This is a genomic window from Nonomuraea diastatica, from assembly GCF_004349015.1.
Taxonomy (GTDB): Bacteria; Actinomycetota; Actinomycetes; order Streptosporangiales; family Streptosporangiaceae; genus Nonomuraea; species Nonomuraea diastatica.
Genome location: NZ_SMKP01000160.1, coordinates 1 through 25,766, shown reverse-complemented (window position 1 = coordinate 25,766; position 25,766 = coordinate 1). Strand labels below are relative to the sequence as shown.

The 25,766-nt window shown below is 70.2% G+C and carries 30 protein-coding genes and 3 pseudogenes; 19 read left to right on the top strand and 14 right to left on the bottom strand.

The window, feature by feature from the left end; all coding sequences use genetic code 11:
* From E1294_RS39265 to E1294_RS39255, 3 genes are all read right to left on the bottom strand, one after another.
* Positions 1-964: ABC transporter transmembrane domain-containing protein (locus E1294_RS39265; protein WP_246083614.1), on the bottom strand; the 964-nt coding region annotated here is incomplete at its 3' end.
* Positions 965-1,140: 176 nt separating this feature from the next.
* Positions 1,141-1,335, bottom strand: coding sequence for a hypothetical protein (locus E1294_RS39260; protein ID WP_132516038.1), 195 nt, complete (start codon positions 1,333-1,335; stop codon positions 1,141-1,143).
* Positions 1,332-1,619, bottom strand: a complete 288-nt coding sequence (locus E1294_RS39255) for an alpha/beta hydrolase (RefSeq protein ID WP_132516037.1) — start codon at positions 1,617-1,619, stop codon at positions 1,332-1,334. The genes E1294_RS39260 and E1294_RS39255 overlap by 4 nt, the downstream gene beginning before the upstream one ends.
* Positions 1,620-1,827: 208 nt before the next feature.
* Between E1294_RS39255 and E1294_RS39250 the strand changes: the two genes are divergently transcribed.
* Positions 1,828-2,712, top strand: a complete 885-nt coding sequence (locus tag E1294_RS39250; RefSeq protein WP_220448182.1) for a helix-turn-helix domain-containing protein — start codon at positions 1,828-1,830, stop codon at positions 2,710-2,712.
* Between the two features lie 476 nt (positions 2,713-3,188).
* Here E1294_RS39250 and E1294_RS39245 read toward each other — a convergent pair whose 3' ends face one another.
* Positions 3,189-5,945, bottom strand: a complete 2,757-nt coding sequence (locus E1294_RS39245; RefSeq protein WP_246083617.1) for a helix-turn-helix transcriptional regulator — start codon at positions 5,943-5,945, stop codon at positions 3,189-3,191.
* A gap of 70 nt (positions 5,946-6,015) precedes the next feature.
* On the opposite strand from E1294_RS39245, the gene E1294_RS39240 reads away from it, so the two are divergent.
* From E1294_RS39240 to E1294_RS39230, 3 genes are all read left to right on the top strand, one after another.
* The gene (locus tag E1294_RS39240) at positions 6,016-7,251 is read left to right on the top strand and encodes a GNAT family N-acetyltransferase (protein ID WP_132516035.1); all 1,236 of its coding nucleotides are present in this window, start codon (positions 6,016-6,018) and stop codon (positions 7,249-7,251) included.
* 110 nt (positions 7,252-7,361) lie between these two features.
* Positions 7,362-7,523 carry a hypothetical protein gene (locus E1294_RS39235; protein ID WP_181958624.1) on the top strand — a complete coding sequence of 54 codons (162 nt, stop codon included), beginning with the start codon at positions 7,362-7,364 and terminating at the stop codon, positions 7,521-7,523.
* A gap of 54 nt (positions 7,524-7,577) precedes the next feature.
* Positions 7,578-7,922, top strand: coding sequence for a YceI family protein (locus E1294_RS39230; RefSeq protein WP_220448181.1), 345 nt, complete (start codon positions 7,578-7,580; stop codon positions 7,920-7,922).
* An 801-nt stretch (positions 7,923-8,723) separates the two neighbouring features.
* On the opposite strand, the gene E1294_RS39225 is transcribed toward E1294_RS39230, so the two are convergent.
* Together E1294_RS39225 and E1294_RS39220 are read right to left on the bottom strand one after the other, a co-directional pair.
* A complete protein-coding gene (locus E1294_RS39225) occupies positions 8,724-9,398 on the bottom strand; it encodes an SDR family NAD(P)-dependent oxidoreductase (protein ID WP_132516041.1) in 675 nt (224 codons plus the stop codon).
* Positions 9,399-9,436: 38 nt separating this feature from the next.
* Entirely contained in the window at positions 9,437-9,808 is a 372-nt protein-coding gene (locus tag E1294_RS39220) for a DsbA family oxidoreductase (RefSeq protein ID WP_220448185.1), read from the bottom strand.
* A gap of 151 nt (positions 9,809-9,959) precedes the next feature.
* Between E1294_RS39220 and E1294_RS39215 the strand changes: the two genes are divergently transcribed.
* Complete coding sequence (locus tag E1294_RS39215; RefSeq protein ID WP_132516033.1) at positions 9,960-10,361, top strand: winged helix-turn-helix transcriptional regulator; 402 nt, start codon at positions 9,960-9,962, stop codon at positions 10,359-10,361.
* Between the two features lie 269 nt (positions 10,362-10,630).
* Here E1294_RS39215 and E1294_RS58440 read toward each other — a convergent pair whose 3' ends face one another.
* Positions 10,631-11,407 (bottom strand): antibiotic biosynthesis monooxygenase family protein, encoded by a 777-nt coding sequence (locus E1294_RS58440; protein WP_246083613.1) that lies wholly within the window; start codon positions 11,405-11,407, stop codon positions 10,631-10,633.
* A gap of 151 nt (positions 11,408-11,558) precedes the next feature.
* On the opposite strand from E1294_RS58440, the gene E1294_RS39200 reads away from it, so the two are divergent.
* The gene (locus tag E1294_RS39200) at positions 11,559-12,752 is read left to right on the top strand and encodes a winged helix DNA-binding domain-containing protein (RefSeq protein ID WP_132516032.1); all 1,194 of its coding nucleotides are present in this window, start codon (positions 11,559-11,561) and stop codon (positions 12,750-12,752) included.
* Here the strand turns inward: E1294_RS39200 and E1294_RS39195 are convergent.
* The gene (locus E1294_RS39195; RefSeq protein WP_132516031.1) at positions 12,713-13,819 is read right to left on the bottom strand and encodes a helix-turn-helix transcriptional regulator; all 1,107 of its coding nucleotides are present in this window, start codon (positions 13,817-13,819) and stop codon (positions 12,713-12,715) included. The genes E1294_RS39200 and E1294_RS39195 overlap by 40 nt on opposite strands.
* A gap of 96 nt (positions 13,820-13,915) precedes the next feature.
* On the opposite strand from E1294_RS39195, the pseudogene E1294_RS57850 reads away from it, so the two are divergent.
* The 7 genes and pseudogenes from E1294_RS57850 to E1294_RS39165 form a co-directional block, all read left to right on the top strand.
* Positions 13,916-14,050, top strand: a pseudogene (locus E1294_RS57850) (ABC transporter); the annotation flags it as partial.
* 91 nt (positions 14,051-14,141) lie between these two features.
* The gene (locus E1294_RS39190) at positions 14,142-14,924 is read left to right on the top strand and encodes an ATP-binding cassette domain-containing protein (protein WP_342775131.1); all 783 of its coding nucleotides are present in this window, start codon (positions 14,142-14,144) and stop codon (positions 14,922-14,924) included.
* Complete coding sequence (locus E1294_RS39185; protein WP_132516030.1) at positions 14,921-15,388, top strand: ABC transporter permease; 468 nt, start codon at positions 14,921-14,923, stop codon at positions 15,386-15,388. The genes E1294_RS39190 and E1294_RS39185 overlap by 4 nt, the downstream gene beginning before the upstream one ends.
* Before the next feature lie 28 nt (positions 15,389-15,416).
* The gene (locus E1294_RS39180; RefSeq protein ID WP_132516029.1) at positions 15,417-16,235 is read left to right on the top strand and encodes an NAD(P)H-binding protein; all 819 of its coding nucleotides are present in this window, start codon (positions 15,417-15,419) and stop codon (positions 16,233-16,235) included.
* A 139-nt stretch (positions 16,236-16,374) separates the two neighbouring features.
* Positions 16,375-16,557: a Tn3 family transposase gene (locus E1294_RS39175; RefSeq protein WP_165977714.1), complete on the top strand. Its 183-nt coding sequence runs from the start codon at positions 16,375-16,377 to the stop codon at positions 16,555-16,557.
* Between the two features lie 172 nt (positions 16,558-16,729).
* The gene (locus E1294_RS39170; RefSeq protein ID WP_132516027.1) at positions 16,730-17,755 is read left to right on the top strand and encodes an NAD(P)/FAD-dependent oxidoreductase; all 1,026 of its coding nucleotides are present in this window, start codon (positions 16,730-16,732) and stop codon (positions 17,753-17,755) included.
* Between the two features lie 21 nt (positions 17,756-17,776).
* On the top strand, positions 17,777-18,565 hold the full coding sequence (locus tag E1294_RS39165; RefSeq protein WP_132516026.1) for a substrate-binding domain-containing protein: 789 nt from the start codon (positions 17,777-17,779) through the stop codon (positions 18,563-18,565).
* A gap of 91 nt (positions 18,566-18,656) precedes the next feature.
* Here the strand turns inward: E1294_RS39165 and E1294_RS53410 are convergent, their stop codons facing one another.
* Complete coding sequence (locus E1294_RS53410) at positions 18,657-18,800, bottom strand: hypothetical protein (protein ID WP_165977713.1); 144 nt, start codon at positions 18,798-18,800, stop codon at positions 18,657-18,659.
* A 219-nt stretch (positions 18,801-19,019) separates the two neighbouring features.
* Between E1294_RS53410 and E1294_RS58435 the strand changes: the two genes are divergently transcribed.
* On the top strand, positions 19,020-19,271 hold the full coding sequence (locus tag E1294_RS58435; RefSeq protein ID WP_220448180.1) for a nitroreductase family protein: 252 nt from the start codon (positions 19,020-19,022) through the stop codon (positions 19,269-19,271).
* Positions 19,253-19,684: a nitroreductase family protein gene (locus E1294_RS54960; RefSeq protein WP_220448179.1), complete on the top strand. Its 432-nt coding sequence runs from the start codon at positions 19,253-19,255 to the stop codon at positions 19,682-19,684. The genes E1294_RS58435 and E1294_RS54960 overlap by 19 nt, the downstream gene beginning before the upstream one ends.
* Positions 19,685-19,812: 128 nt before the next feature.
* On the opposite strand, the pseudogene E1294_RS58430 reads toward E1294_RS54960, so the two are convergent.
* Positions 19,813-19,944 (bottom strand): annotated as a pseudogene (locus tag E1294_RS58430) (sigma factor-like helix-turn-helix DNA-binding protein); the annotation flags it as partial.
* Between the two features lie 172 nt (positions 19,945-20,116).
* On the opposite strand from E1294_RS58430, the gene E1294_RS39155 reads away from it, so the two are divergent.
* The gene (locus tag E1294_RS39155; RefSeq protein WP_246083615.1) at positions 20,117-20,998 is read left to right on the top strand and encodes a tyrosine-type recombinase/integrase; all 882 of its coding nucleotides are present in this window, start codon (positions 20,117-20,119) and stop codon (positions 20,996-20,998) included.
* On the opposite strand, the gene E1294_RS53405 is transcribed toward E1294_RS39155, so the two are convergent.
* Positions 20,995-21,144 carry a hypothetical protein gene (locus tag E1294_RS53405; protein ID WP_165977711.1) on the bottom strand — a complete coding sequence of 50 codons (150 nt, stop codon included), beginning with the start codon at positions 21,142-21,144 and terminating at the stop codon, positions 20,995-20,997. The two genes, E1294_RS39155 and E1294_RS53405, sit on opposite strands and share 4 nt — an antisense overlap.
* Before the next feature lie 67 nt (positions 21,145-21,211).
* On the opposite strand from E1294_RS53405, the pseudogene E1294_RS58425 reads away from it, so the two are divergent.
* Both E1294_RS58425 and E1294_RS56495 read left to right on the top strand, forming a co-directional pair.
* Positions 21,212-21,319: pseudogene (locus E1294_RS58425) on the top strand (Tn3 family transposase); the annotation flags it as partial.
* A gap of 77 nt (positions 21,320-21,396) precedes the next feature.
* Positions 21,397-21,582: a transposase gene (locus E1294_RS56495; RefSeq protein WP_246083611.1), complete on the top strand. Its 186-nt coding sequence runs from the start codon at positions 21,397-21,399 to the stop codon at positions 21,580-21,582.
* A gap of 157 nt (positions 21,583-21,739) precedes the next feature.
* Here the strand turns inward: E1294_RS56495 and E1294_RS39145 are convergent, their stop codons facing one another.
* Both E1294_RS39145 and E1294_RS39140 read right to left on the bottom strand, forming a co-directional pair.
* On the bottom strand, positions 21,740-23,302 hold the full coding sequence (locus tag E1294_RS39145; RefSeq protein ID WP_132516024.1) for an FAD-dependent oxidoreductase: 1,563 nt from the start codon (positions 23,300-23,302) through the stop codon (positions 21,740-21,742).
* Positions 23,303-23,412: 110 nt separating this feature from the next.
* Entirely contained in the window at positions 23,413-24,435 is a 1,023-nt protein-coding gene (locus E1294_RS39140; RefSeq protein ID WP_132516023.1) for a glycoside hydrolase family 113 protein, read from the bottom strand.
* A gap of 158 nt (positions 24,436-24,593) precedes the next feature.
* Here E1294_RS39140 and E1294_RS39135 point away from each other — a divergent pair, with 158 nt between their 5' ends.
* A complete protein-coding gene (locus E1294_RS39135) occupies positions 24,594-25,394 on the top strand; it encodes a TetR/AcrR family transcriptional regulator (protein WP_220448178.1) in 801 nt (266 codons plus the stop codon).
* Here E1294_RS39135 and E1294_RS39130 read toward each other — a convergent pair.
* The coding region (locus tag E1294_RS39130; RefSeq protein ID WP_220448177.1) for a GMC oxidoreductase at positions 25,311-25,766 on the bottom strand (456 nt) is incomplete at its 5' end. The genes E1294_RS39135 and E1294_RS39130 overlap by 84 nt on opposite strands.

Sequence of the window (25,766 nt, the reverse complement as noted above, 5' to 3'; positions counted from 1 at the left end):
GGGCGGGTTCGGGCAGTGGCCGGACCTCGAGCACGTCTTTGATCCGGCCGACCGCGCGGCCGGCGCTCTGCAGATCGTCGAAGCCGTGGCCGAGCGCCGCCACCGGAGCGGTCAGTCCCAGCCCGAGCAGCAGGAACGGCAGCAGATCCGCCGGGGCCAGGCCACCGGACGTGATCAGCGCCGCGCCACCGATCAGCACGATGAGCAGCACGAACGGCGGCGACAGCGCCAGCTGCATCCCGGCGGCGATCACGGACATGCCGCGCACCCAGCGGGAGAAGATGCTGACGAAGTCGTCGGCGGCCGTCAGGAACGTGCGGTGGGCGCGCTCCCCTCCGCCGAACGCCTTGACCACCGAGATGCCTTGCACGAACTCGACGACGGAACTGGCGATCCGTCCCATGGCCGCGTCGTAGGCCTCCTGCTCGCGCGTCCTGGCGGGCAGCATCAGCAGCGGGACCAGCGCTATCGCCAGCACCACCGGGATCAGCGCGATCAGCGTGAGCCGCCAGTCGACGGTGAACAAGTAGATCAGCGACACCAGCGGCACCACGAACGCGGCGACGAGCTCGCCGGGGGCGTGGGCGATGAACGGGTGCACGGCGCTCACGTCCTCGCCCACCACCTTGGCCAGCTCGCCGGTGCGGCGCCGGGAGAACCATCCGATCGGGACGCGTCCCAGCGACGCGGCCAGCTGCCGGCGGAACGTCAGTTGCACCCGGCTGTCGAGAACATGCCCGAGTCCCGACGACGCGGCGGTGAACAGCAGCCGGACGAGCAGGCCGGCCGCACCCGCGGTCACCACGGTCCAGACGTGAGCGTGGTCGATCGGGCCGGGCGACAGCAGGGTACGGCCCAGTTCGACGACCGCCAGCAGCGGGGCCAGACCCGCGAGCGCGCCGATGACCTGCAGGATCACCACGGCCGCGAAACTCCGCAGATGAGGGCGCAACAGCTGTGTCATGCTCTGTCCCGCCGCGGAATCGGCATCCGGTTGCTCGATCGTCTGAGCGAGGTCGGTGGTGGTCATCGTTCTCCGGTCTTCGTCGATCTCGTCACGACCCGGTCCGTGGCCGAGCCGATGGCGGATGAGGGGGCGGCGGATGAAGGGGCAGGGTGCGAGCGGGCCGGCCTGGGCTTCTAGGCTCCGGTCCGCATCTCCAGGCGGCTGCCTCGCGGCAGGGTGACGGCCATGATGTTGCTGGGGACGTCCAGCTCGATGCGGTGCCACCGCCCGCGCGGGACGATAGCAGCGGTGCCGGTCACCAGGTGGATCTCGCCGCCTTGGCGCAGGTGGATGGAGGACTCGAAGAGATCGATCGGGGTGACGGTCATGCCGCAACGACCTTCCTGCGAAGAGTTTTCAGCCCGCTGGTTGGGATCGCCTGCGACCCGTGGAAGGTGCCGGGCCGCACTCGCCCTTGGCGCAGGTCGTGCGCATGCTGCGCCCGGGCCGGTCTCGAGAACTGGCGGATCTGCTCGTCGGTCGGCGGCCACGGCGTGGGGCCGATGGCGGCGGACCCCGCCGCGATGAGGGCGTCCAGGCTGGGTCCGGTGTTGATGAGCACGAGCGCAGTCACCCGATCGGGTCGTCGCCCGGCGAGGATGGTGGCGACCACGCCGCCGCGGAGGCGGCCCCGTGGATGGGGACGAGTGCGGGGGCATCGTGGGGGCGGTCCTGGCACACGTAGACGTCGCCGTCGTCCAGGGTCGGGGCCGAACTCTCCGCGGTGCCGTCCGGGAATGGTCATGAGCCCACTGTCGCGGCCGGTGTGCGCCGGTGGATTGGACAAATGTTCCCCTCGCTCGGCCCTCTAGCATGGGAGCATGCGGTCCACCGTGCGCGAACGTGACGATGCCTTGGCGTGGGACGTCGCATCCTCAGTGCGGCGCAGCCGTGTGACGGGTGTCACCATGGCCGGCTTCCGTGACCGGGGCACGGCTCCGGAGGGTCACCGGCTGATTCCGCACCCGGCCGTGACGCTGGCCCTGGACTTGGGGGCCGGCCCGCCCGTCGTCGAGGACGTCGCCGGGCGGCGGCACCGGGGAAGTCTTGTCGCCGGGCTCGGGCTCGGCGGCGCGGTGTGGGTGCGAGGCCAGACCATCGCGTGTGTTCAGGTGCGCCTTTCCCCCGTGGTCGCCCGCGCGATTCTGGGCATCGGCCCGGCCGAGCTGGACGGCTGCGTGGTGACGCTGGACGACCTGTGGGGCAGGCAGGCATCGCGGATCAGCGAGCAACTGGGCGAGGTCTCCTCCTGGCAGGATCGCTTCGCGTTGATCGAGGCGTTGCTCGCCCGTCGGCGTGAGGCGGGGTCGCCGGTCGAGCCGGAGGTGGCCTGGGCCTGGCAGCGGATCGTGGCCAGCCGCGGCCTGGTTCGGGTGGAGCGGCTGGCGGCCGATCTCGGATGGAGCCGCAAGCGCCTGTGGTCGCGATTCCACGCGCAGATCGGCCTGCCGCCCAAGCGCGCCGCGAAGCTGGTCCGCTTCGACCATGCCGCCCACCGCCTGGCCGCGGGGCACGACGCGGCCGGGGTCGCGGCGGACGGCGGCTACGCTGACCAGTCCCACCTGCATCGGGATGTCATGGAGTTCGCCGGGGTGACCTCCGCGGCCGTGGCCCACGAGCCATTTCTGGCGGTCGACGACGTCGCCTGGCCCAACCACGGAGCACCCGACCAGCCCGGCGCTGCCGATCGAGCGCACGTGGCGTGACCGCCCTGCGCGAGAGGACGGACGTCGGCTGCGGATCTACGGCGGCGGGGTGGATCGGCGGGATGCCGTCGTCGACCAGCACGACCGCTCTGCCAACCCGGTCACGCCGCGGAGGTGCTCGGGTAGGCGGTCCGATCGATCAACGCCACCCGAACTCCCGGAAACCGTCACCAATCAGCGCGAACCTTCAGATCCCAGCGACCGATTGACATCAAGCCCTCGGCCCGTTTCCGCCGTATTCCGGTGGCACCCGAGTGGCTGCGTTGATCTGGTCGGCGTGGGACCCGGCGAGGGTCTTGGGGGCCATCCTGCCGAACGTGAACGCTTGCGAGTTCCCAGTTCAGAGCTTTGGGCGCTGTTGGATCTTCCACCGCAGTCTTGGGGCGGCGAAGCCCGCCCGTCAGCACGATGTGGGCAGGCCACCCAGCGCGGCGAAACGCTCACCGAACGCCGGAACAGGAAAGGTAAACGTCAAGCTACGTGGGGGAGGACCCTGCCAGCCCATCACGGAAGGCGATGGCCGCCGCCTCGGTGCGGGTCGCCGCGCCCAGTTTCGTCAGGATGTGGGAGACGTGCACGCCCGCCGTACTCGGCGAGATGTGCAGCCGAGCGGCGATCTGCCGGTTGCTCAGGCCCTCGGAGATCAATCTGAGCACGTCATGCTCACGCTCCGTGAGCCCGTCATGGGCCGGTCGGGGCCGCCCGAGCAGGGCGATTTCCCGGGTGAGCGGCGTGGCGCCCAGGTCTTGGGCCAGCCGCGCGGCTTCCTTGAGGCGGGCCGTTCCGCCCGGCCGGTCGCCCGCTGCCAGCGCGGCTCGCGCGCCGTGGAACAGGCTCAGCGCCAGCTCATACGGCTGCCGCAGCTCCCGCCAGGCCGCCACCGCGTGGTCCCAGCCGTCGTCGTCGAGCAGCGCGTGCAGCATGATCTGCCAGGCCCGGTCGAGCCGCCCGTCCACGCCGAGCGCCGCATCGGCTGCAGCGAGTTCGGCCTGCCGTTCCGCGACCCGCTGCCGTAGTCCCTCGCCGGTGCCGTGGGCGAGCCGTGCCCGCTGCGCAAGCGCGCCGGCGACCAGAACCGGCCGGGCGTCGCTGCTGTAGATCCGGGTGAGCGCCGGATCGGCCAGCGCCCGGTCCAGGAACAGGTCGGCTCGCTCCTGGTCGCCCTGGGCGACGGCGAGCAGGCAGAGCAGCTGATAGCGGGGGAACAGGCTTCCGCTGCCGGCGTGCTCCACGGCCGCCGCGGCGTCGGCCGCCGCGGCCACATCCCCGCGCAGCAGCGACAGGTAGCCGTCGAGGACGCGCAGGGCCTGCCGCGACAGCGGTGGCGGATCCTCCTGGAGGCTGTCTCGCAGGACGGCGGCCGCCTCGTCCCACTCCCCGGCCAGGATCAGGCTGCGCCCGGCGTAGCGCGCGAGTTCGGCGCCGCGGCTGCGGCCCAGCCCGTACCGGCGGGCGTGGCGGATGCCGTCGCGGGCCGCATCGATGGCGCGGTCCTGGTCGCCGGCCTTGGCGTGCAGCGTGGCCTCGTACATCGGGACGGTCATGAGCAGGTCATGGCTGTCGAGCCGCTCGGCGAGCGTGCGGGCCTGCGCCAGCATTCCGAGGTCGCGCGTCATGGACCCGACGCCCAGCAGCCCGCGGACCGTGACCGTGGCATCGCCGGTGCGCCGGCCGATGCCGAGCGCCTCCTCGAACAGGTCGCGAGCCCTGTCCGTCTCCGGCAGCAGGCCCATGGCCAGCACCCCGAGCAACCGCCCCCGCTGGACGCTGTCGGGGGCGGCGGGCAAGAGTTCCAGGGCTCGTTCCCAGTCGGAGACCCCGGTCGCGTTCAGCCGGTGCCGCAGCCTGCCCCGGTGCTCCAGCAGCTGGGCGGCCCGCTCGGGCTCGCGCCGCTCGTCCACGGCGGCCAGCCCGGCGGTGGCGTAGTCGACGCCGCGAGCGTAGTCGCCGCTGAGCATGCAGGCCTCCGCCGCGCCGGTCAGGACGTCGATCCTGTCGCCGCCCGGCCTTGCGTCCGGGTCCCAGAGTTCGAGGACTTGGTCCAGCATGCGGACCTGCTCCTCGTAGGCGTAGGTGCTGCGCGCCTGGGCCGCGGCCAGATATCCGGCGGACAGGGCCAGCCCGCGATCCCCGGCGGCGTAGGCGTGCGCGGCCAGCTCCGCGTGGGCGCCGGAATCGCGCAGGGCCTCGGCGTAGCGTGCGTGCAGGCGTGCCCGCTCGCCTGGCAGCAGGTCCTCGTACACCACGTGCCGGATCAGGGCGTGGCGAAAGTCGTAGCCGTCCCCTGCCGTGAGGAGCAGGCTGCGGTCGACGAGCTCGCGCAGCAGGGCATCCAGCCCGGCCCCGTCCTGCCCGGCCACCTCCGCCAGCAGCCGGTGGCCGACCCGGCCGCCCGCCACCGAAGCGACGCGCAGCAGCTCGCGAGCCGGGTCCGGCAGCGACCGTGGGCCGTAGAGCAGCAGGGTGCGCAGGCTGTCCGGAGTCCGCTCGCCGGCGCGGGCGAGGGCCTCGACGAACAGCGGGTTGCCGTCGCTGCGTTCGTGGACGCGGCGTACGGTGGCCGGGTCCGGCTCGGCGCCGAGGATCGCGGCCAGCTGGCGGCCCACGCCCTGCCGATCCAGGCGGTCCAGCCGCAGCGTGGTGGTGCGCGGGCGGCGGGAGAGCTCAGAGAGCAGCGGCCCGAGCAGCCCGTCGCCGGTTTCCGGCGGCCGGTAGGTGACCGTCAGGAACACGCCCGCCTGGGTCAGGTTCCTGGCAAGGAAGCCGAGCAGCTCGCGGGTGGCGGCGTCGGCCCAGTGCAGATCCTCGATCGAGACAACGACCGGCCGGTCCGCGGCCACCCGCTCGACCAGCGTCAGGACCTCCTCGTACAGCTGGTGCTTGCCGCCTTCCGCGTCGCCCGCCTCGCCGAGCTCCGGAAACCAGCGGGCCAGCTGGCGGTAGGGCCCTGGCAGCACCCCTTCGACTCGGATCAGCCTGCGCAGCACTGTCACGAACGGCGCGTACGGCAGGCCGTCGCTGCCCAGCTCCGCGCAGGCGCCCTCGACCACCCGCACCCCCGAACCCAGCGACCGGGCGAACTCCGCGAGCAGCCGCGACTTGCCGATCCCGGCCTCCCCGGCCACCAGCGCCACTGCCGGCCCCTGCTCGACAGCTGTGTCCAGGGCCGCCGCCAGCGCCGACAACTCCTCGCCCCGGCCGACGAACACCGGACTGACCACGCGCTCCGCCATCACGGCGCCAGCATATAAATACACAGATCACTCGATGTGCGGTGCCTGTTTACCCGGCCACGCTCGAGGCATGACAGTCACCTACCCGCTGCGGACCATCGGCGCCCACGAGCTCGACGCATGGGCTCGCATGATCACCACGACCTACGGCCAGGACTGGTACGAGGGCGGCCTCAGGAACGCCGCCTCCTCTATCGAACCCGAACGCACGATCGCCGCCTACGACGGCGAGGAGATCGTCGGCGGCGCGTCGATCTACGGTCGCGTCATGACGATCCCCGGCTCGGCGGCGCCCGTCTCCGTGCCCGTCGCCGGCATCACGCTCGTCGCGGTCCTGCCCACGCACCGGCGCCGCGGGATCCTCACCGCGATGATGCGCAAGCAGCTCACCGACCTGCACGAATCGGGCGGCGAACCGATCGCCGCGCTCAACGCCGCCGAGGCCACGATCTACGACCGCTTCGGGTACGGCGTCGCCAGCCACGTGGCCGAGATCCAGGGAGACAAAAGGTTCATGGCTCTGAGGCCCGGCACCGACCTCGGCGACGGAACGATCCGCCTGCTCGGCCGCCAGGAGGCCCGGCCGCTGCTGGAGAAGGTCTACGACACCGCCCGCCGCAGTGGGGTCGGGTGGGTCGACCGTACGGAGAAGTTCTGGGAGGCCCGGCTGGCCGACGGCGAGCGCATGCGTGAGGGCGGGACGGCACTGCGCTTCGCCTTCCACCTGGATCCCGGCGGCGAGGTCACCGGCTACGCCTTCTACCGCTCCAAGCCGCGGCTGGTGCAGGTCATCGAGGTCGCGGCCACCACCAGGCAGTCGTACGCCGCTCTGTGGCGCTACCTCATCGATCTCGACGCTCACGCCGGCCTCGCCTACGACGGTGCCGTCGACGAACCGTTGAAGCACCTGCTGGCCGACCCGCGCGCGGCTCGCACCACCGTGATCGACAACCTCTGGGTCCGCTTGGTGGACGTGGAGCGGTCGCTGGCGGCACGCCGTTACTCGATCCCGCTGGACCTGGTCCTGGAGGTCCAGGACACGTTCTGCCCGTGGAACGCAGGGCGCTACCACCTGCGTGCCGACGGGGAGTCCGTCACCTGCGAACGCACGCAGGCCCAGTCTGACCTGCGGCTGACCTCCGCCGAACTGGGTGCGGCCTATCTGGGTGGCACCACCCTGTCGTCCCTGGCGGCCGGGGGCCGGGTCGAGGAGCTGCGCCCCGGCGCGGTCACTGCCGCCTCGCTCGCCTTTCGTGGCGAGCGCGAGCCCTTCCACCCCTCGGGCTGGGCCTTCCCCGCCTTCTGACGGGCGGGTTTCGAGACCGAGGACGTCGCCTGGCAGTCCTTACTGGGCCGCTGCTTCAGATTCGCTCCCTCGGGTCATCGCCGCTCTACCAGCCTTGGGGGAGAGCCCCGGTGCGGGCCGCCATGGCCTTCCCGCTGCGTCACCCCGCCGTCGCGGGCATCGTGGTCGGTATGCGCTCGGCTCAGGAGGTGCGGCTCGATGCCACCGCGTTCTCAGCCCGCGTCCCGGCGCGGTTGTGGTCTGATCTGCGCGACGAGGGCCTGTCTTGTTGATCGCGTGGGAGATGCGGCTTGGAGTGAGTCCAGTGGGCCAGTTCGCTCATGCGCATGATCCGGTCCGGGCTCAGCGGCACCTACACCATCGACCCGGCGCACAGCCGTTTCGGCTTCGTGGCCCGCCACGCGATGGTCAAGCACGTCGGCGACGCCGGCTTCGAGGTGACCGGCCAGTTGACCATCCGCGGTGTCACCCGCGAGATCACCATCCCGCTCGAGTTCGCCGGCACCGCCGTCGATGTTCAGGGCTTGACCCGGGCCGGTTTCGAGGGCAGCACCGTGATCAACCGCAAGGACTACGGCGTCAGCTTCAACGCCGTCCTGGAAACCGGCGGCGTGATGATCTGCGAGAAGATCACGCTCGAGTTCGACCTGTCCGCCGTCAAGAACGCCTGAAAGCCGCATCATGCCTACTCTCAGGACCCTCATCCCCGCAGCTGTCTCACCCTCAGCGCCGCCGCCGCACCCGCCTCGCCAGCCGAAGCCGCCCCCACCTGGCGCGACTACCTGGGGCACCGCCGCCCAATGGCCCGCCCCCAGCACCGCCTACTACGGCCCTACCTGGTCCGAGGAAGGCTTCGCCCACCAGACGCTGCGGCGGATCTCCGCCTCAGCGCAGGCGGCACCGCCGTACGGATCGAACTTTCCAACGTCTACGGCAAGACACCGCTGACGATCGACGCGGCCGCCGCCGCGAAGGCCTTGAAGGGCGCCGCCACCGGCGCCGCATCGCCCCTCACCTTCAACGGCCGTTCCGGCGTCGTCATCCCGCCGGGCCGGGAACAGCTCAGCGATCCGGTACGGCTCCGCCTGCGAAACCTGGACAAACTGGCCATAACCCTGCGTTTCCATCAGCCCACGGGTCCGGCCACCTTCCACCACTTCGCCCAGGCCACCTCCTACCTCACAGCCGGTGACCACCTCACCGATCCCAGTCCCGCAGCCTTCACCAGCACCGGCAACTCCTGGTACTTCCTCGCCGGCGTCCAGGTCAGCGGCGGCAGGGCGACGCTCGCGTCGCCCTGTTCGGCGACTCCCTCACCGACGGCGTCGGCTCCACCATCGGCGCGGACAACCGCTACCCCGACCAACTCGCCGAACGCCTCGCCGCCCGTCCCGGCCGCTGGGGGCGGTCAGAGAGATTTGGAACGGAATCCGGCGTTGACGGGGTTCCCGCTGGGGGAGAGCTGGGAGCCGTCAGACGGTGAAGACGCGCTCGACTTCGTCGCGTTGGGTGTGCAGGTCCCAGTAGAGAGGGGCGATCTCCTCGGCCTCCGCGGTCGGGGCTCCGGGAGGGCCGCCCGCGCCGATCCACACGCCGATGGCGACGTGCGCGGCCTGGATACCGGTGCCGGCCAGCTCCTTGTGCAGGTTGAGCACCCAGTTGCGCAGTGCTGCCTGGGCGGCGTTGACGTTGCCGAGCATCGGGTGGGGGTCGACCGAGCCGCCTCCGTTGGTGTAGAGCAGGGTGCCCGCGCCGGCCTCACGCATCGCGGGGAGGACGGCCTGGGTGGCGGTGATGGCGCTGTAGAGCAGCAAGTCGATCAGCCCCTGCACATCGGACGGGTTGGTCTGGGACGGGGAGGCGAGGGCCATGGAGCCGATGCTCGGGGCAGGGGAGTGCTCCAGGACATCGATGCCGCCGAAGAGAGTGGCGGCGTCCTTGAGGGCCTGGGCCAGCGCGTCGTGGTCGAGCACGTCCGCCGGGAACGCGGCGGCGGTGATGCCCTCTGCGGTGAGCTGGCCGGCGAGGTCGTCGAGCTTGGCTCGGTTGCGGGCGATGAGAGCGACTTTGTAGCCCTGGGAGCCGAAGGTGCGGGCGATGGCGAGGCCCATGCCGGGGCCGGCGCCGACGATGGCGAGAGTAGGCATGATCAGTTCACTTTCCATTGAGTACGGGGTCAGGAGGTTCAGGTCCTCCAGTGAGAAGACGGGCTCGGCCCGGCCGAAGTAGGTGCGGAAGATCGCCTCCACGCCGCCCGGTTCTTCCCCTCGGCGGAGGCGTGCGCGAGGAACTCGTGCGCCAGGTCGGTGTTGCCGACCGTGTTGTCCAGTACTCGGTACGGGCTCAGGCCCTCGTTCTCGGCCAGCGCTTCGATCCGCCGGGTCGAGGCCTCGGCCTGACCGCTGCCCATGCCGTACCGACCCTGCAGAGCGTCACGGACGGTGAAGGTAGGGCCCTCGGGGAAGCCTCTGCCGAGTGGGAAGGACCGGTGGACCACCTCCACGTGCTCGCCGTGCTCGAACCGCTCGGCGGCTCGCTCCAGGCGATGACTGCCCAGCCCGCACCAGGGTCAGGTCACCTCGGACCAGATCTCGACCTTCATAGCATCCCCTCCGATTCCTACTATTTGTGCGTAACGTCAAGATAGGACAGTATGGAGAGGCTTACAAAAGGCACATCACTGTGCGTCACGGAGGGGAATGTGCGTCATGGAGCACGCAGGGGGATCGGCGGCCGCCGCGAGCCGGGGGCCCTGCGCGGCGATCCCGGCCGACCAGATGGCCTTCATCCGCCAGATCCTGGACCGGGTCGGCGACAAGTGGAGCATGCTGATCATCGCAATCCTGGAGGACGGCACCCTGCGCTACACCGACCTGCAGCGCGATGTCCCCGGCATCTCCCAGCGCATGCTCAGTCACACCCTGCGCCAGCTTCAGCAGGACGGGCTGATCACCCGCACGGCCTACGCGGAGGTCCCGCCGCGCGTGGAGTACACCCTCACCCCCCTCAGCCGCGGCCTGCTCGACATCATCAAACAGCTGATCGGCTGGGCCTCCGACCACCACGACGAGATCCGCGCCCACCGCGACCGCGCCGCAGCCGGGTCCTGACAAAGGTAGCCGTTCAATACCACACCGCCCGCTTCCGGCTCGTGCCCTCGCTCGCCAAGGCGCTCAACGTCCCCATCCCGCCCCTCCGCAAGCCGGGAGGTCAAGGCTCTGCCGCAGCACGCTGGTGACGTAGAACGGCAGCGTGAAGGCGACCGGTCCGAAGCTACCGTCCTCAGGTCCAGGACGGCGCCTGACCGCCGCGCGACCGTACGGCCGCCCCCTCCATGGCGCCTGAGGACTGCCTATGCGTGCTTCGCCTCGCGCGCGGGTCACGTCAGTGCTCCGCCCCGGTCAAGGATGGCGTGCAGGTGGTAGCGCCTGCCACGGAGTGACCGCACGCCAGGAGTGCTGGAGAAGAGGTCGTGGAGCTCGTCGTGCGCGCCGGTGGTTGCGGCCTGCTGATGTGCCTCCTGGCTGGTCCATTCTGTGTGCAGCAGCACGCGTGAGCCGTCGGTGCTGAGCAGGAAGTGCGCCCGGCCCGCTCCTGGCTGGTGGGCGTCCTCCGGCTGAGCCGCGATCAAGGAGTCGACGAAGTGGCGCTGGCGCTCCGGGCCGTCCACGTCGAAGGCGGCGGTGACGAGGCAGTGCACGGAGGCGGGCAGGGACGGGCCGGCGAGGCTTGGGCCATCACGTGTTGCCGGTGGCGGTCGCCCGCGTATGGTGACCTTCTTGCCGCGGGCGGCGTACTTGGTTTCGATCGCGTCCAAGGCTGCGACGGAGGAGGCGTCCCAGCTGTGGGGGTGGCGACACGACGGCGACGGTGACGAGGGTTTCGCCGTGGGAGGATGGCAGGGCGCCCTTGTGTCCACGGTGGGCACAGCCGGCCCGGCGCCGGGCGTGATGGCGGTCAGGATGGCGATGGACACCAACGACGCGGGCACCGCCTTGGTGATGCGAGGGAAGAACACCATCAGTGCCAGCCCACCGATCACCAGCGGATATACCGGCCACGGCACGCCGGTGAGCTCGGGCACCTGGGCCATGAACATCAGGATGGCAAGCGCGTTGACGAAGCCGATGATCACGCTACGGGGCACGAACCGCATCGGCCGAGCCAGACCGAGCGCATCCAGCACGACGCAGCCGCCCGCGTAAGCGCTTCATCCCAGCGATGGAGCAGGCCTGACGGCGCCACAGCGACCGCCACACCAGCACACGGGTCCTCGATCTGTCGGCCCTCTGCGCCAGGATGGCCCCATGCGCCTGGTAACCGATGAGGAGCGCCGCGCCCGGTTGGGCGTGCGGCACGCTCTCGCACCCACGGCCAAAGCGGCCTCTCCCGAGGAGGCCGCCCGTGCGGTGGTGTGTCTACACTCCACCGACCCGCCGAGCGTGCACTTGTCCTGCTGGGCACGGGTCGACGCGCTCGACATCGACGACGTCGAACGGGCGCTCTACGACACACGCTCCCTCATTCGACAGCAGTCGATGCGCGAGACCCTGTTCGTGTTCCCCCGCGATCTTGTGCCGGCGGTGTGGGGAAGTGCCTCGGCCCGGGTGGCCGCGGCCCATCGCAAACGACTGGTCAGGGACCTCCAACGCTGGGGGCCGGCCGCTGAGGGGCAGGAAGCCGCATGGCTCGCGACTGCGGAGGAGGCGGTGCTGGCATGCCTGGCCGACGGCGTGCCGCGGTCGTCGAAGCGGGTACGCGAGGAAGTGCCCGAGGTCGCCGGTGTCATGGAGCAGGCTTCGGACAAGTCCTGGGGAGGACGGATCGCGATCGCTCCGCGAGTGCTCACCCAGCTGAGCCTGGACGGCGCGGTGGCGCGCGCGGCCAACGCTGGAGCCTGGTACACGAGTCGCCCGACATGGACGACGACACAGGCGTGGTGGGAGGACGAGGTGCCCGAGGCGCTTGCGGCGCGGCAGGGCTATGCCGAGTTGGTGTCCCGGTGGCTGTGGTCCTATGGCCCCGGCACCGTCGACGACCTCGCTTGGTGGCTGGGCGCCACCAAGTCCGCAGTCCGCACCGCGCTGGACGACATCGGCGCGCAGCGGGTGTCCCTGGACGACGGCTCGGTCGGGTGGCTGCGCGAGGACGATCTCGCCCCGGTCGTCGCCGCCGAGCCGTGGGTCGCGCTCCTGCCGTTGCTCGATCCGGCCGTGATGGGCTGGAAGGCGCGCGCCTTCTACCTCGGTGCGCACGCACCCCAGTTGTTCGACAGTGCGGGCAACGCCGGGACCACCGCCTGGGTCGACGGACGCGTCGTCGGTGCATGGGTGCAGGATCCCGGCGGTGTGGTCGAGCTGCGCCTGCTTGACGACGATGTCTCCCCGCAGGCCCGCGAGGCGTTGGCGGCCGAAGCGCGGCGGCTCAGCGCGCGGCTCGACGGCCAGCGGGTGTTCACCGTCTACCCCTCACCGGCCATGCAGCCCGGCGCCGGGCGTTGACGCAAAGGGGCCACGGGTAAGCCGGGGGCCTGGGGCGGTGCGTGTTTCCTCCGTGTCCGCTGCTCCGGGTCGGCACCGCCCGGTTCTGCGCCTCTGAAGACCGTTGCGCGGGTCACGGAGGCGGCGGTGAGGCGTCGTCCCCAGGCGCGCATGTAGGCGATGGCTTCCGGTGGGCCGTGAACCACAACGGGGGCGTCGAGCGCTCCGATGCAGAAGGTGGCCCAGTCCAGGGAGTCGGCGGCGATCTCCACCCGGCACGAGGTGTCGTCGATGGGTTCCACCGTCCCGTAGTGCGCGATCTCCTCCCGCACTCGTTCGGCGGGGGCCCCGACCGTGGCGCGGACGGGATACCTGGCGGGCATCGCCCTGATCCGGGCGCGCACGTACTCGATGGGATCGTCGGCGGGGAGGGAGCGGGGGGCGAACGTCGTGCCGGTGCGGCTCGCATCACCGACGCGGTCGACGCGGAAGGTGCGCCAGTCGGCCCGGTCGAGGTCCCAGGCGATGAGGTACAGGCGGTTCTCGGCGCGGACGATGTGGTGCGGGTGGACTGTCCTGGCCGCGGTCTGGCCGGTGCGGGTGCGGTAAGCGAACTCCACCGTCTCGGTGTCGCGGCAGGCCAGGGCGAGGGTCGTCAACGAGGCGACATCGGTGATGCCCACGCGTGCCTCGGGGTTTCGGGCCGGGACAGCGACGGCGCGGAGGCTGTCGATGCGGCGTCGGATCCGCACGGGAAGCACCTGGACGATCTTGGCCATGGCGCTCAGCGCGGCGTCGGCTGACGTCGGGGAAGGGCCGGAGGTGATCTCTTGGAGCCCCATGACGATGGCGGCGGCCTCGTCCTCGCTGAGTATTAGGGGCGGAAGCGAGGCGCCGGGGCTGAGTTGGTAGCCGCCGCCGGTGCCCCGTGTGGCGGTGATCGGATACCCGAGCTCCTGGAGGCTGTCGATGTCGCGGCGGAGCGTGCGCTGGCTGACGCTGAGGCGGCGCGCGAGCTCGTGGCTGGGCCAATGGCGCCGGTTCTGCAGCAGTCCGAGGAGTTCGAGGACGCGGGTGCCGGTCGACATGAGCCCACTCTAGGCCCACTTGTGGCCATATAGCGGCCACAAGCCCCGTGATGATGGGAACCGCCACCGAAGCGGGAATGGAGCGTACGCCGACACATGATCAGCACTGCCAATCTGTCCCGGAGCTTTCGGGCTCCCGACGGCGACGAGGTCCACGCCGTCCGGGGCATCGACCTCTCCGTGGCGCACGGGGAAACGGTCGCCGTTCTCGGCCCCAACGGCGCGGGAAAGAGCACGCTCATGCGGATGCTCTCGACGCTGCTCCCACCCACGGGCGGCACCGCGCGTCGCCGGCTTCGACGTGCGGACCCAGGCTCCGCTGGTGCGCGAGCGCATCGGCTACGTCGGCCAGGGCAACGGCGCCGGGCACACCCAACGGGCCCTGGACGAGGTCGTCACCCAGGGCCGCATCTACGGCCTCGACCGGCCCGCGGCCCGCGCCCGAGCCGCCGAACTGCTCTCGGTGCTCGGTCTGGAACAGTTGGCGCGCCGCAAGACGCAGGCGATGAGCGGCGGCCAGCGGCGGCGCCTCGACCTGGCGATCGGGCTGGTACACCTCCCAGCATTGATGTTCCTGGACGAGCCGACGACGGGCCTCGACCCGCAGAACCGCAACAACCTCTGGGACCACATCATCGGGATGCGGCGCCGCAGCGACATGACCGTCGTCTTCAGCACCCACTACCTGGAGGAGGCCGATCAGGAGGCGGATCGGATCGTCATCATCGATCACGGGCGCATCATCGCCGAGGGCACGCCGACCCAGCTCAAACAGCGTCATGTCGGGGACCGGCTGACCCTGGAAACAACCGATCGCGCTTCCGCCGAGCGCCTGCGTGGACTCATTGCGGCGACGGACGGTGTCGGGACGGTGACCCGGCAGGGGGATGCGGTCATCGGGCAGGTCGCCGACAGCCGCGCGGCACTGCCGAGCGCGATCGCCGCCGCCCGGGACCAGGGGATCACCGTGGTCGCAGCCGACACCCGGCTCCCCACGCTCGATGGCGTGTTCTTCGAACTCACCCGCCGGAGCCTGCGCGACGCCGGCGGGCGACCCGCCACCGGCACCGAGGACAGCGACCAGACACCGGAGAAGGCCGCATGAGCACCATCACCCCACCCCGCAGACGCAACGTCACAGGCGACATCCTCATCGTGATGACCCGCGAGTTGCGCCCCGTGGCCGGTGACCCGTTCTCTCTGGTCGTCGGACTGATCCAGCCGCTGTTCTTCCTGCTCCTCTTCGGGCCTTTGGTCGTGCACGACACTCAGCTACGCACTGGCCATCGCCGTGCGCGAGCAGGACTGGATGTTCTGGACCGTGCACCAGACGGTCCTCTTCCCGCTGATGATTCTCTCCGGGATGCTGCTCCCCTCGATGAGGGACCGCAGTGGATGCGCGTCCTCGCGCAGGTCAACCCCCTCACCCACGTCGTCGAGGCCGAACGCGACCTCTTCGCCGGACAGATCGCGACCCCCGACGTCGGCTACGGATTCCTCGCCGCCGGCACGACCGCCGTACTTGGCTTCGTCCTCGGGCTTCGCGCCCTGCGCGCCAGCACCGACTGACAACACCCGCACGAAAGGACCCACGAACATGCGCATCCTCGTCACCGGAGCGACCGGCCAGGTCGGGCGGCACCTCGTCGCGCAACTCCACGAAGCCGGACACGACGTCCGCGCACTCTCCCGCACCCCCGCCAAAGCCGACCTCCCGACCGGTGTCGAGGTGGTGGCGGGCGAGCTCACCGATGCCGCCACGCTCGGAGCAGCCTTCGAAGGGGTCGACGCGATCCATCTGATCACCTTCGGCGGCGACGACGACCTGACCAACGGCCCCGAGATCATCGACCTCGCCGCACGCCACGGCATCACTCGGGCCACGGTCCTCGGCGGCTGGTCGCCCACCAGTATCGAAAGCGCCCTGGAGTCCAGTGCGATCCGCTGGACCCTGCTGCAGCCGGCGGAGTTCATGTGCAACGCCCTCGAATGGGCCGATGAGATCCGATCCCAGGGCACCGTGTCCATGCTCGCCACCTTCCCCAGCGCGATGGTGCATGAGGCCGACATCGCCGCCGTGGCCGCCACCGCGCTCACCCACGGGGGCCACGAGGGTCGGAGCTACCCGATCACCGGGCCCGAAGCCCTTACCCCGGCGGAGCGCGCCCGGATCATCGCCGAGGCCACCGGGCAGGACATCACCTTCGTGCACCTGAGCGAGGACGCGGAGCGCGCCCGGCTGCGCGGCTACGGATACGACGAGGACTACGTGGAGTTCGGAATCCAACTGGCCACGAGCCCGCCCGAGGTCAGCGGTGTGGTCCTGCCCACCGTCGAGGACGTCACTGGCACGCCCGCGCGAACCTTCGCCCAGTGGGCGCGGGAACACGCTGAACGGTTTCGCACCGCGCCCTGACCGGCACCGGCCCAGCCGGGGGCGGCGAAACGCCTGGGGCGAGGCGCGGCCGGACTGCTGACCATCGCCGAACAGCTGCGGCGGGCCGATATCCAGTTGGAGCTGCTCACCGGCCCGCTGCAGGGCGTGTACGACCCGAGTGGGCACGGCGGCGCGTTGTTCGCGGCACGCCCTGCGTCGCGATCTGCACGACGCCCAGCAAGGCGCGATCATCCGCCCACACCTGCAGGATCAAACCGAACAGGCCTGGTGCCTCACGATCCTGACCAACGCGATGATCACCTGGACGGAGGCCGGCACCACCTTCCTGCTCAACCCTTGAACCGGGGTGCTGGTGATATCCGGCCGAGATTTCCCGCTACCGGCTGGGGCGCTGCTCTCAGGATAGGCCGAGCCTGACATAGAGAGATTAGCGAGCAATGCGCCTGATAGGTGGCGCCTGGTGGCCAATATCCGCCGTCGCGGCAGTGCCTCACCCCTGCTAGAACACTGGCATGGCAGATCGCAGCATTGTCGTGGTTGGCGCCGGCATCATCGGGGCGTCACTGGCGTACCACCTGGCCGGGCGCGGCCGACCCGTCACGTTGATCGATGCAGGCCTGCCTGGTTCGGGCGCCACCCGCGCTTCTTTCGCCTGGATCGGACGACCGGTCGCCAGCGACTTGCCCTCGGCGCCGCTGCGTTACCTCGCACTGGACGAGTACCGGCGGCTGGAGACCGAGCTTCCCGACTTGTCGATCCGCTGGTCGGGTTCACTGAGCTGGGACGGCTTCGACGAGACCCCGGGGCCGTGCACGAGCGATGTCGGAGCGCTGGAACCGCGCCTGCTCGATCCCCCGGCCGTGGCCATCCATCATCCGGAAGATGCGGCGTTCGACCCGGTCGCGGCGACCGATCTCCTAGTCGCCGCCGCGCGCGGTCGGGGCGCGCGGTTGCTAACGGGGATGCCTGCGACTGCCCTCGACTACCAGGCGGGCACGGTGAGCGGCGTTCAGACGACGGCCGGAGTTGTTCCCGCTGAGACCGTCGTCTTGGCCGCCGGCACCGGCACGGTTGCGTTGTGCTCCGGGATCGGCATCACCCTGCCCGTCGAGCCGTCACCCGCCATCCTTGTCCGGTTGCGCGCAGCGCCGGGCCTGGTCCGAACGATCATCGCGACGCCGTCGCTGGAGGCTCGGCAACTCGACGACGGTACGGTCCTGGCCCCCATGGCCTACAGCGGCGAGACGGACCAGGCCGCACTGCTCAGGACCGCCCGACGTGTCCGCGACCGGTTCGCTGCCTCCTTCACCGGAGCCAGCGACACGGAGGTTGTCTCCGTCGAGATCGGCTGGCGCCCGATGCCCACCGACGGGGAACCGGTCATCGGCCAGCCTGCCGGCACCCGGGGACTGTACGTTACCGTGATGCACTCGGCGATCACCCTGGCCGCCGCCGTTGGCCGCCTTGCCGCAACCGAGATTCTCACCGGGTCTCCAGCCCCCGAGCTCGCTGGTTGCCGGCCAGACCGGTTCCACTGATTCTCTTTCAACCACGCGCGCCTGCTCTCCGGCGCCCTGGCCGCAGCCCACGAGGCGGGACACGTGGTCGAGATCGTCAGCGTCGAGGGCTCCACCGAGACCCGGACCGAGCGCGTCCTCGAACTCGCCCAGTCCGGACAGGTGGACGGCGTGCTGTCGCTGACGCCCATGGCGGCCAGCATCGAGCACGGCTTGCCGAAGGGAGCGGCCGTCGTCGTCTCCCCGGACTTCGACGACGCCATGCGCAGCGTCGGTGAACTCACCGGCGCTTCGCCCGTCACCGAGCTGATCGAACGCCTCGCCGTCCTCGGCCACCGGCGGTTCCTGCACGTCGCCGGCGATCAGGACTTCGCCTCGGCGCGGGCGCGCAAGGTCGCCTACCTGGAGGCGGTCGAGCGGCTCGGACTCGAGTCGGTCGGGGTGGCAGAGGGAGACTGGTCGGGCGAGTCGGGCGTGGAAGCCGTCAGGCAGGTGGACCCCGGCCGGCTGCCCACCGCCGTGATCGCCGCCAACGACGTGGTCGCCGCCGGGGTCCTGCGCGGTGCCCGTGAACGCGGCCTAGACGTGCCCGGTGACCTGAGCGTCACCGGGTGGGACGACAACGAGCTGTGCCGGTTCCTCCCCCCGCCGCTCACCACCGTCCGCGTCAGCCTGGAAGGAGTCGGGCGCAATGCGGTGCTGCGGCTGATCAAGGCGGTTGGCGGGCCCGATCCCGAACCGTGGAGCGGACCGGTGGCGCAGGTCATCTGGCGCGAGTCGACGGCACCTCCGCGCAGTCGCCCCGCGTCCGCACCACCCGGGACGCGCTGACACCGGCAGGCTGCCGAGTGCCCCGCCACGGCGCCGCGCGGCAGGGTACGGCCCCGAGGATCAATCGAACCGTGGTTAGCGGTGAGATTGATCATGGTCCGGGGATCTCGGCGGCCGTGATGCGGGCGGCGTGGACCCGGTGCGCCTTGCGCTCGGCCGGGAGCGTGTCGAGGTGGTGCTGACGGGCGTCGGTCTGCTTGTCGGTGGATCGGCGCAGGTGGATCCGGTCAACCATGTCGGCGTGGTGGCCTCCCGGGGTGGCCGGCAGGCGTGATTGCGCCCCGCGGGTGGATTGGCTCGTGCTGGGATCGTGTGACGGACACCAGCCGAGTCGGCGCGGGCCCCTCCGCTCCTGAACTGATCGTCAGGACACTGTCCAACACCCGCCGCTGCTCGGAGCTGACCGCTGACTACGGTGGAGGGGTTGAGTGTCGTTGAGTGAGGGCGCGAAGACGTGGATGTGTATGAGGCCGTGGACAGTCGACGGGCTGTGCGGGCGTTCAGCGATGAGCCGGTGCCCAAGGAGATACTCGAACGAGTGCTGGCTACGGCGACGCGGGCTCCATCGAGTGGGAATCTCCAGCCGTGGCATGTGTACGTCGTGACCGGCGAGCCCTTGGCCGAACTCAAGAGGCGCGCGACGGCCAGGGCTCGGCGGGGGACCCGGGCGATGAGCGGGAGTATCCGATGTACCCGGCCGAACTGACCTCGCCGTATCTTGACCGCTTTTCCGCCGCGGCCGCCCAGCGGTACGAAGCGCTGGGAATCGAGCGTGATGACCCCGACAGGCCCAAGAAGATCGCCGCCTTGAACTCGGAGGCGTTCGGGGCGCCGGTCGTACTGTTCTGCTACCTCGACCGGACGATGGGGCCCGGACAGTGGGGGGACGCAGGGATGTACTTGCAGACGGTCATGCTGTTGCTCAGAGCGGAGGGGTTACACAGTTGCCCCCAGGTGATGTGGACGATGTATCGCAAGACTGTCAGCCAGTTGGTGGGAGCCGATGACGGGCTCATACTGTTCTGCGGTGTCTCAGCGGGGTTCGAGAAGGAAGGCGTGCCACGGCTGCGTACGGGGCGGGCGGACATGATGGAGACAGTGAGCTTCATCGGGGTGTGACCGTCGGCCGAAGCGCCCCGCCTGCCGGGCCGGAGGCGCGGAAGCCGTAGCGGCCAGGCACGTCGAGGTTGGCGTTCTTGAGCGGGGACGGCCGGGCCACGTCTCGCCGCCCCTCGCAGTTTGCTGCGGGCGTGGTCCAGGGTGACCCGCACAGTGTTGAGACGGGTTCCCAGGATTGCGGCGACCTCGGCGGGTGTGTACCCGTCGTGGCGCGGAGCCAGGACGCGCCGCTGCTGGGGCGCAAGACGGCGATGACTCACCAACCATCTGCTCGTCGGCTCCGGCCGCCTCCCGGCAGAACACCCTGGCCGCGCTGAAGGAGTGGGGCATGCTCAGAAGGACCATCCACCTATTAGTTACGTGGAATCTGACTGGAGGGACGATCATGCTCTCTGCGGTCTCGCCACGAACTGAGGAGATGCGTTGGGCACGGTGGTGCTGGCGGAGAAGTGGCCCGTCCTGGGGCGGCATGAGCAGGCGGCCCGGTGGCTGCGGATCTGGACTGATTTGGGACGGGCACCCCGGACGATCGACGCCTACGCGCGTGGCCTGGCCGAGTACCTCGACCGGTGCGAGCGCGAGGACGTCGACCCGGTGGAGGCGACGCGGGAGCACATCGCCGGTCACGTGCGGGAACTCACCACCCAGCCGAGCCGCCGCGGCACAAACGTGGTGTCGATCGACTCGGGATCGGGGCTGGCCAACGCCACTATCCAGCAGCGGCTGGTGCCGGTCCGACTGTTCTACGACTTCCTCATCGAGGAGGGCTTGCGCGAGTCGAACCCCGTCGGGCGTGGCCGCTATACCCCGGGACGCAAGTTCGGCGGCTACCAGCGTGGCCTGGCGCCCCGACTGACCACGCTGCCGTGGATCCCTACCGACCAAGAGTGGCTGGCCTTTCTGGAAGCGGCCAGGTCCGAGCCACCGCGCAACCGCGTGATGCTCGCGCTGGCCTACGACGCGGCGCTGCGCCGTGAGGAGCTGTGCTCATTACGGACCGACGATCTGGACCCGGGCCACCGTACGCTTCGGGCTCGGGCTGAGACCACCAAGAATCGGTACGAGCGCGTGGTGCCGTACTCGGCGTCGACCGGAGTGCTGCTGTCGAGCTACCTGCGGCATCGGGCCACGATCAGCCGGGCTCGCGGCCCGTTGTTCCTGTCGGAGTCCCGGCGCAACTACGCCGAGCCGCTGACGCTGTGGAGCTGGTCGAAGATCGTGCGGCGTCCCACCTGGCCCACGCCCCGGCAAATCAGCACGCCAGCCCAGGCGACCCTGCTGCCAGTCATCGAGATCAGCCGGAGGCCGACCTAGTCAGGCTGCGTGCCACAGCCCAGCCGGTGCCGCACGAAATCCGGATGGGCCTCGCCGACATCGATGCTGTTCTCATCAAGAGCGTTGGCGATATGGAAACGGCCCGCGTCGAACACGAACTCCACAGCGAGGGTGCCGGCCGCCACGTCGCAACGGCCAGTCGATATCCACCGCCGAGCCGAAGTGCCACGCTTGACAAACCGATTCCACATAATGGCCAAATACCTGTCAGACCCGGCCTTCAGACGGAAGATCTCGCGGCAATGGAACAAGGGCGAGAGCCTGCAGGCGCTGCGCCGCGACCTGCACTATGCCCAGCAGGGCACCATCACCCGGTGGTGCCTGACCCTGCTGACCAACCCCGTGGCCGCCGGGCGACCGAACATTATTCCAGAGCGGTGCTGGAGCTGCGTTCGCAAGGCCGGGATGTCAGCGACGAGATCCTGTCGCACATCTCGCCCGGCCACAGCGACAACATCAACATCCTCGCCGTCATCAACGTCGACGTCGAGGCGGAACTGGCCAAACTCGACACCAGCGGCTGGCGACGCTGCGGCCGGCGCAACGGCGCGAGCTGGGGCTGACGCCCTGACAGGCCCTGCGCCGCTATGTGGAGGAGACGTGGGCGGTGGTGGCCCGCGCACGGCGCGGACCACCACCAAGCTCACGGCTCGATCTATGCGAGCAGGAAGACAAGTGTTGGACTGCCCACCTACGTGCCCGAGTCAGCGCTCACGAATTTTAGGTGTGGGCGTGCTTGATGACTCCGAACCACCGCTGCAAGGCTGCCCGGAGTGTGTCGATCTCCATGGGATCGGGCCGGGGTGATGTAGCCGCCCAGGCCACATAGCAGTCCGGTCGAAGGAGCAGGGCGGTGGGCGCGGGGGTCTGGGAGCTCGCCGCGACGATGTCGATCTGGTCGTGGCGCAGGGCGAGTGTCTCCGCCAGCGACGCTCCTTCGGTCAGGTCGAGCAGCAGGGGACGTGCGGTTCTGGTCAGCTCGGCCAGCCGGACCGGCCCCGCCGGGGTGTGCAGGTCCAGGTCCGGGGCGAACCGGCCGATCAGCGGGTGCGGCTCGCGTTCGCCCATGTCGTAGCGGACGTCGTCGCCCGCGGTGAGTTCGGCCAGGCGCCGCACGGTGCCCGGGTCGCGGAGCAGTTCGGTGAACACCTCGCGCAGTCCGGTGACATCGCTGCCGGGGGCGATCAGGGCCGCCTGTGCCTGCGCGTTCAGCACCATGCGCTGGGCGGCCGATCTCCGCTCCGTCTCGTAACTGCTCAGCAGTTCAGACGGGGCGCTTCCCCGGATCTCGGCGGCGAGTTTCCAGCCGAGATTGACCGCGTCCTGCAGGCCGAGGTTGAGCCCTGGACCGCCTCCCGTGGCGGCGTACACGTGGGCGGCGTCGCCGATCAGGAACACCCGGCCGTCGGCGAACCGTTCGGCGACCCTGGTGTTGCCGCCGGTCAGCCGGCGCAGCGCGTGGGGTCCCTGGCCGTCGGGCGGCCCGAGGGGCACGTCGAGGCCGAACACGCGGCGGATGCTCGCTCGCAACTCCTCCAGGCTCATCGCGGTGTCGGTCGTGGGCTGGTCCCACTCTGTGGTGCTGACCAGCGGCGGGTGGCCGGGCATCGGCGCGTAGGAGAACCCTCCGCGCTCGGTGCGATGGGGCATGAACGGGGGAACGGCGCCGTAGCCGGGCACGTCCAGCGCGCCGGTCGCAGGATCGACCCAGTCCGCCGGGACCGTCGCATGCGCTGAGCGCACGGTCATCCGATCGTAGGTGATGCCGGGGAATCCGATGCCGGAGAGCTTGCGCGTGGTGCTGTGGGCTCCATCGGCACCGATCAGGTATCGGGCCTGTAGGCGGTACTCCCCGTCCGGGCTCATGATGTCGACGGTGACGGCGTCGTCGTCCTGTGACAGGCCGACGACCTCGTGTCCCCGCCGGATTTCCACGCCCAGCTCGATGGCGCGCTCCTGCAGGACCTGCACGATGCGTCGCTGCGGCACCGGCAGAGCATAGACGGGGCTGTCCTCCAGAAGGCTCAAGTCCAGGCCCATCGCGCCGAACATGAAGTACGCGGAGTTCGGCTGCGGTGGTTCCGGGCTGCCGCTGAGAGGTTCGTGCAACCCGCGGTGGTCGAGCATCTTCACGACCTGGCCGAGCAATCCGTTCGCTTTCGGTTCCTGGCTGGGCTCAAGGAGCCGCTCCAGTACGAGCGGCCGGACCCCTGCCAGGCTCAGTTCGCAGGCCAGCATCAGCCCGTTGGGGCCGCCGCCGGCGATGACAACATCTGTGATCATGTGTACTCCTTGTTCGCCCGGAAAGGGGCAGGTCGGATGAAGCGCTGAAGCACCCGGTCGGCGGGCGGCAGCCAGTGCGGCTCGCCGGGGGTGTGGTCTTTGTGACGTGGTCAGCCGCGGTAGTACTCGGCGAGGGCGGTGAAGGCGGCCTTGGGTTCCCAGGGCATGTCGGGGTAGGTGTCCCCGCGGCGGTCATCGAGGACTTTGACGATGCCGGGGCTGGCCAGGTCGAGGTCGTCGCGGGGATCGCCGTCGGGGCGGTGCGGGAAGTTGTCGAGGGCGAAGAGGAAGACGAAGGCGCTGTCGACACCCGCGGCCTCGTAGATCTCCAGCAGCTCCCGCAGGTACATGGCCTGGCCGGCCTCGTCGCGGACGCACTCGCTGTTCAGCCGGACCGGCGCGCCGGTGTCCTCGTCGAATTCGAGGACCTCCAGAACGCGACCGCCCCTCTCGCCCGCCCCGCGGTAGGCGGCGGTGCCGAACTCGGTGATCGCGACCGGCTTTCCCTGGGCCACGAGGGTGCGCACGCCCTCGGAGAACTGGTCGGCGACCTCGGCCGACCGGTAGAGATCCACACCCACGATGTCGAAGGGGGCCCAGTCGACGCGCTCGAGCGGTATGGCGGCGTACGTGATGCGGCCGCCAAATCGCTCGCGAACGAGGGCGACGGCGCCGGCGAGGAAGTCGTTGACCCGTGCGCTGAGTTCGCCGACCCGCTCGGCCAGGCGATCTCGTTGAGTCAGCAGTCCGAGCCTGTCCTCCTGGGTGTCGCCTGGCAAAAATCCCTTGTTCATCAGGCTCAGCTCAGCGCCGGCGACGAACACGACCCCGGCGCCGCGCCGCCGGATCCGCTCCGCCCGCTCAGCGCAGTCGGCGAACAGCGGCAGCGTCTCCTCGGCGGTCAGCTCCAGGGGGTAAGGCGAGAACCAGACCTCCAGGCCGAGGTCGGCGGCGTAGGTTGCGGCCAGTTCCAGCCGCTCGGGATCACCGCCGATGACGCGGACCGCGGTGCAGTGAAGGTCGTCCCGGATGATCTCCAGCTCACGCTTGACCACGTCCGGGTCGAAGCACTCACGGGAGAACCCGCCGTTGCGGACGAAACCGGTGTCGTAGCTGATGCCCTTGGCCCTCATCGCGTTGATCCTTTCCTGAGGGATGAGGACGCCCAGGCTAGGGAAGGAAAGTGCGGATACGCAAATTTGCGCACACGCACCAAAGCTGGGATGCTGGGACGGTGACGACAGACGGACGGGGCTGCGCGAGCAGAAGAAGCAGGACACCCGGGGACGCCTTGCGCGCGGCGGCCCTGCGGCTGGCTCTTGAGCGCGAGCCGGACAACGTGCGCGTCGATGACATCGCCGAAGCCGCCGGCGTCTCACCGAGGACGTACAACAACTACTTCTCCAGCCGCGAACACGCGATCGTCGCCGCCCTCGCCGGCGAGCGGGAAGCACGGGTCGCGGCGGCGGTGGCCGACCGGCCCGCCAGCGTCGGCCCCGCCGACGCCGTCATCGAGGCGGTCGTGGATCAGTACACCGCCCCGCACGATTCCGGCCGGGACGCGATGCTGCTGATCATCACCCGCCCCGCGCTGCGCGACGCATTCGTCGAAACCACTACCGCGATCGAACATCCCCTCACCGACGCGATCGCCGAACGTCTCGGCGATGGCGACCCGCACACCGCACGGGTGCTCGCGGCGAGCGTGGCCGCCGCAGTTCGCGTGGCGCTCGAGCAGTGGCTGCAGACGGCGGCCTCGTCCTCCACAACCAGCGGGTTCGTCGTGCCGTCCGGCTCGCTACCGCACCTCCTCCGAGCCACGCTCGCACCCCTCACTCCCGCACTCGACGGCACCGAGCAACGAGCTCTCCGCCGCCGGCATCCCGCGCAGCCGTCCGGACCGCACTGGGCGACCTGCTATCCGACCAGGTCCCGGACATCGAGCAGAGTTGACGATCAGCGCGCGGCCGGTCCCCAGGGTGATTCGCTGGGCGTTGAACTGAGCTCGTTACGGCAGTGTGGTGGCGCGGTGTTCGGCGATGGCCATGGTGGTGAGGTTGGGGTTGGCGGTGGGTGGGGTCGGCATGATTGAGGCGTCGATGACGTGGAGGTGGTCGATGCCGTGGACGGCGCCGGTGGGGGACACGACGGCGTCGGGGTCGTCAGGTGGGCCCATGCGGCAGGTGGGAGTGTGGGCCAGGCGGCGGGCCAGGTGCATGCCGTTGATAAGGCGTGGGGCGTCGCGGGGATCGGTCAGGAAGCCCGGGTCGATGTGTGGTGAGTCCTTGGGGTCGGTGGAGCGCAGCAGTAGCCGTCCGCCGGAGTGGGGTCGCAGCAGGCCGACGAACAGGGTGAGGGTGGCCTGGCCGGTGTCGTCTGTTTCCGGGCCGAGGGGAAAGACGTGCAGGTCGATGCCGGTGCCGCTGTCGGTGCGGTGGGAGGGGCAGGTCAGGAACATCTGCAG

Bases quoted from the DNA above. Each gene is read 5' to 3' on its own strand.
- E1294_RS39225 (WP_132516041.1), bottom strand. From the start codon at position 9,398: ATGCCTACTCTCGCCATCGTCGGCGCCGGCCCCGGCATGGGCCTCGCC.
- E1294_RS39215 (WP_132516033.1), top strand. From the start codon at position 9,960: ATGGAGCACGCAGGGGGATCGGCGGCCGCCGCGAGCCGGGGGCCCTGC.
- E1294_RS39185 (WP_132516030.1), top strand. From the start codon at position 14,921: ATGAGCACCATCACCCCACCCCGCAGACGCAACGTCACAGGCGACATC.
- E1294_RS54960 (WP_220448179.1), top strand. From the start codon at position 19,253: ATGTACCCGGCCGAACTGACCTCGCCGTATCTTGACCGCTTTTCCGCC.
- E1294_RS39250 (WP_220448182.1), top strand. From the start codon at position 1,828: ATGCGGTCCACCGTGCGCGAACGTGACGATGCCTTGGCGTGGGACGTC.
- E1294_RS53410 (WP_165977713.1), bottom strand. From the start codon at position 18,800: ATGGTTGACCGGATCCACCTGCGCCGATCCACCGACAAGCAGACCGAC.
- E1294_RS58440 (WP_246083613.1), bottom strand. From the start codon at position 11,407: ATGCGGTTCGTGCCCCGTAGCGTGATCATCGGCTTCGTCAACGCGCTT.
- E1294_RS39140 (WP_132516023.1), bottom strand. From the start codon at position 24,435: ATGAGGGCCAAGGGCATCAGCTACGACACCGGTTTCGTCCGCAACGGC.
- E1294_RS39240 (WP_132516035.1), top strand. From the start codon at position 6,016: ATGACAGTCACCTACCCGCTGCGGACCATCGGCGCCCACGAGCTCGAC.
- E1294_RS39230 (WP_220448181.1), top strand. From the start codon at position 7,578: ATGATCCGGTCCGGGCTCAGCGGCACCTACACCATCGACCCGGCGCAC.
- E1294_RS39260 (WP_132516038.1), bottom strand. From the start codon at position 1,335: ATGACCGTCACCCCGATCGATCTCTTCGAGTCCTCCATCCACCTGCGC.
- E1294_RS39195 (WP_132516031.1), bottom strand. From the start codon at position 13,819: ATGTCGACCGGCACCCGCGTCCTCGAACTCCTCGGACTGCTGCAGAAC.
- E1294_RS39145 (WP_132516024.1), bottom strand. From the start codon at position 23,302: ATGATCACAGATGTTGTCATCGCCGGCGGCGGCCCCAACGGGCTGATG.
- E1294_RS39245 (WP_246083617.1), bottom strand. From the start codon at position 5,945: ATGGCGGAGCGCGTGGTCAGTCCGGTGTTCGTCGGCCGGGGCGAGGAG.
- E1294_RS39170 (WP_132516027.1), top strand. From the start codon at position 16,730: ATGGCAGATCGCAGCATTGTCGTGGTTGGCGCCGGCATCATCGGGGCG.
- E1294_RS39180 (WP_132516029.1), top strand. From the start codon at position 15,417: ATGCGCATCCTCGTCACCGGAGCGACCGGCCAGGTCGGGCGGCACCTC.
- E1294_RS39200 (WP_132516032.1), top strand. From the start codon at position 11,559: ATGCGCCTGGTAACCGATGAGGAGCGCCGCGCCCGGTTGGGCGTGCGG.